At 71.1% G+C, this 3,525-nt stretch carries 5 protein-coding genes; all 5 read right to left on the bottom strand.

Annotated elements, in window-relative coordinates; translation table 11 throughout:
• A partial coding sequence (locus tag ACWCO3_RS32970; RefSeq protein ID WP_450013838.1) for a branched-chain amino acid ABC transporter permease occupies positions 1–726 on the bottom strand: 726 nt, incomplete at its 3' end.
• Positions 723–1,613 carry a branched-chain amino acid ABC transporter permease gene (locus tag ACWCO3_RS32965; protein ID WP_088987511.1) on the bottom strand — a complete coding sequence of 297 codons (891 nt, stop codon included), beginning with the start codon at positions 1,611–1,613 and terminating at the stop codon, positions 723–725. The genes ACWCO3_RS32970 and ACWCO3_RS32965, both read right to left, overlap by 4 nt.
• Positions 1,613–2,338, bottom strand: coding sequence for an ABC transporter ATP-binding protein (locus ACWCO3_RS32960; protein WP_145778830.1), 726 nt, complete (start codon positions 2,336–2,338; stop codon positions 1,613–1,615). Before ACWCO3_RS32960 ends, ACWCO3_RS32965 begins: the two co-directional genes overlap by 1 nt.
• Positions 2,338–3,081: an ABC transporter ATP-binding protein gene (locus ACWCO3_RS32955; RefSeq protein ID WP_145778829.1), complete on the bottom strand. Its 744-nt coding sequence runs from the start codon at positions 3,079–3,081 to the stop codon at positions 2,338–2,340. Before ACWCO3_RS32955 ends, ACWCO3_RS32960 begins: the two co-directional genes overlap by 1 nt.
• Positions 3,082–3,084: 3 nt before the next feature.
• Positions 3,085–3,525: ABC transporter substrate-binding protein (locus ACWCO3_RS32950; protein WP_450013835.1), on the bottom strand; the 441-nt coding region annotated here is incomplete at its 5' end.

Below are 3,525 nucleotides of genomic sequence, written 5' to 3'. Positions count from 1 at the left end.
GACCAGCTTGTAGCGGTACGGGTCCAACCCGAGTACACCGATCCGCCGTTCGTCGTCACGCAGACCGGCGAGCACCCGACCGGTCGGCGACCCGCTGACGCGGTGCACCACGAAGACCACGAGCGTCAGGTACGCCAGTGCCAGCCAGTACAGGTTGACGGTGTTCGTCACCCCGACCAGGCCGGCGGGCAACCCGGACACGTCCAGCGGCAGGCCCTCCTCGCCTCCGGTGAGCCCGCCGAAGTCCCGGGCCACCAGGATCGCCCCGACCTGCGCGAAGGCCAGCGTGACCATGGCGAACGCGATGCCCACGGTCCGCAGGGCCACCGCTCCGAGCAGCGCGGCGAGGATCGCGCCGCCGGTGACGGTCAGCAGGGCTGCCTGCCACAGCGGCAGCCCGGCCCGGGTGACGAGGATGTCGGTGCCGTAGACGCCGGCGGCGAAGTACAGCGCGTGCCCGAAGGAGAGCATCCCGGTCCGGCCGAAGAGCAGGTCGTACCCGGCCGCCAGCCCGCCGAAGATCAGGCAGATGGCGAGGATCTGCAGGGTGCCGGGCGAGTTGACCGGCCCCTCGAAGATCCCCGGCAGGGAGATCGTCGAGTACGGCAGGATCGCCAGCACGACGAGCGCGACGAGCGGCAGGAACGGGCGGACCCGGTGCCACCGCCCCCGCTGCGGGGTCAGTTCGTCCGGCACCTGCGCGGGAGGCGCGTCGATCACCGTCATGCCGTTGCCACCTTTCCGGCGATGCCCTGCGGGCGCAGCAGCAGCACCACGGCCAGCAGCCCGACCACGCAGATGTCGCCCAGCCCGGACGTGCCGTAGTAGTTGACGAACTGCTGCACCAGCCCGACCACGACCGCCGCGTACGCGGAGCCGACCACCGAGCCCATCCCACCGATCACCACCACGATGAACGCGAAGATCAGCAGTGAGCTGCCCTGACCGGGCGAGACGGTGCCGAAGTAGACACCGCCCAGCGCCCCGGCGAGCGCCGCTGCCGCCCCGCCGATCGCGAAGACGAGCGTGAACGCCTTGCGCACGTCGATGCCGAGCGCGGTCACCATCTCCCGGTTCTCCACCCCGGCCCGGATCACCAGGCCGTACCGGGTCCAGCGCAGGAACGCCAGGATCGCGCCGAGCACCAGCACCGCCGCGATGATCAGCAGCAGGCCGCCGTTCGGCACCTGCGCGCCGAGGATCCCGGTCACCTGCCGGGTCCAGTCGGGGCGCGGGAACGGACGGGCGTCCGCACCCCAGGTGGCCTGCAACAGCGCCACCCCGGCCAGCGACAGGCCGACGGTGACCAGCACCTGCTCGATGGTGCGGGAGTAGAGCGGACGGATCAGCACCAGCTCGACCAGGATCGCCACCAGCGTGCCGGCGGCCACTCCGAACGCGACAGCCAACACGAAGCCGAACCCGTCGGGGCCCGCGCCCGGCAGGTTGCCCGCCGCCCACCAGGTGCCGTACGCGCCGACGCCGAGGAACAGCCCGTGCGCGAAGTTGAGCACGTCGGCCAGGCCGAAGACCAGGGACAGGCCGGAGGCGACGAGGAAGTACAGCGCCGCCAGGCCGAGCCCGGTCAACGCCAACAGGATCACGGTGCCCATCAGTGTTTCACCTCCGCCGAGCCGACACCCAGCAGCGACTTCGTCAACGCGGTCTCCAACAGCAACTCGTGGGCGTCACCGGTCCAGGCCACCTTGCCGGCGGCCAACACGACCGCGTCGCGGGCCAGCCGGCGTACGACCGCCAGGTTCTGCTCGACGAGCAGCACCGGCACCGACTCCGCCACCCGTTCCAGCACCTCCGCCACCTCGGTCACCACCTTCGGCGCCAGCCCCTTGGTCGGCTCGTCGACCAGCAGCAGCCGGTTGTCGTTGAGCAGCACCCGACCGATCGCGAGCATCTGCTGTTGGCCGCCGGAGAGCGAGCCGGCCCGTTGCCGTCCGCGCCGGTCCAGCTCCGGGAAGAGCGCGAAGACCTTGTCGTACGCCGGGCTGGTGCCGCGCCGTTCGGCGAGCCGGAGGTTCTCGGCGACGGTGAGGCCGGCGAACACGTCCCGGTCCTCCGGCACGTAGCCGAGCCCACCGCGGACCAGCCGGTGGGTGGGCTGGCTCAGCAGACTCTGCGCGCCCATCCGGATGGTGCCGCGGACCTCCCCGGCGGGCGGGGTGAGCCCGAGGATGGCGCGCAGCGTGGTGGTCTTGCCGACGCCGTTGCGGCCCAGCAGGACCGTCACGCCGGTCGGGGCGACAGTGAAGGACACGCCTTGGAGGATGTGCAGTCCGGAGATCCGGACCGACAGGTCCTCCACACTGAGAACGGGTTCCATTAGAGCGACTCCCCCAGGTAGGCCTCTTGCACTGTGGGGTTGGCCATCACCGTCTCCGGGGTGTCGCAGGCCAGCAGCGCGCCGTGGTGCATGACGGCGATCCGGTCGGCCAGCTCCAGGATGACGTCCATGTGGTGCTCGACCATCAGCACCGCCCGACCGCTGTCGCCGGTCAGGGACTTGATGACGGCGACCAGTTCCGGGATGTCCTCGGCGCTGACCCCGGCCATCGGTTCGTCCAGCAGCATCACCCGGGGTTCACCGGCGAGCAGCAGGGCGATCTCCAACTTGCGCTTCTCGCCGTGGGCCAGGGTGCCGGCGAGTGCCGTACCCCGGTGGGCGAGGCCGACCCGGTCCAGCGCCGCGTCGGCGGCGGCGGCCACCTCCCGGTCGGCCGCCGCCCGCCGCCACAGTGCCATCGAGCCCCCGCGGTGCGCCTGCACGGCGAGCCGGACGTTCTCCCGCACGCTGAGCGAGCCGAAGACCGAGGACGCCTGGAAGGTACGGCCCAGCCCCAGGCGGGCACGCCGGTGCGGCGGAAGCGCCCCGATGTCCTGCCCGTCCAGGGTGATCCGGCCCTCCGTGGCCCGACGCAGGCCGGTGATCAGGTTGAACAGTGAGGTCTTGCCGGCGCCGTTCGGCCCGATCACGCCCAGGAACTCCCCGGGCTCGAGGTCGAGGTAGACGCTGTCGACGATGGCGACCTCACCGATCCGCCAGGTCAGACCGCGGGTGGCGAGCATGGTTCAGCCCTTCATGGCCACGGCCGGTGGCGCGGTCTCGTCACCGGTGAGGCTCTTCTGCGCGGTGGCCGTGAACGCGGTGCCGCTGCCGGCAAGCTTGGCCTGGAACATCGGCTGGAGCAGCGCGTGGTCGGCGGCCCGGATGGTCATCTTGCCCTTGACCCCGTCGAAGCTCCAGCCCTCCAGAGCGGTGACCATCTTGTCGACGTCGTCCCCGCCCTCCTGCGCCGCCCGGACCACCATCTGAGCGGCGGCGAAGCCGTCCGGGTGGAACAGGTCGATGGTGTTGACAGTCGCCTTCAGCGCCTTGCTGGCCTCGGTGTCGCTGGCACCGTCGAAGTAGTGCGACAGGAAGGAGATCTTGGTGCCGGCAGCACCGAAGGTCGGCCACGAGGCGCGGATGTCCAGACCCGTGACCACAGTGGTGGACGCGAGCACACCCTG

Source organism: Micromonospora sp. NPDC002411, assembly GCF_053592955.1.
This window is presented reverse-complemented; position numbering and strand designations above follow the sequence as displayed.

Coding starts and splice junctions, on each gene's coding strand:
- ACWCO3_RS32965 (WP_088987511.1), bottom strand. CDS start 1,613: ATGGGCACCGTGATCCTGTTGGCGTTGACCGGGCTCGGCCTGGCGGCG.
- ACWCO3_RS32960 (WP_145778830.1), bottom strand. CDS start 2,338: ATGGAACCCGTTCTCAGTGTGGAGGACCTGTCGGTCCGGATCTCCGGA.
- ACWCO3_RS32955 (WP_145778829.1), bottom strand. CDS start 3,081: ATGCTCGCCACCCGCGGTCTGACCTGGCGGATCGGTGAGGTCGCCATC.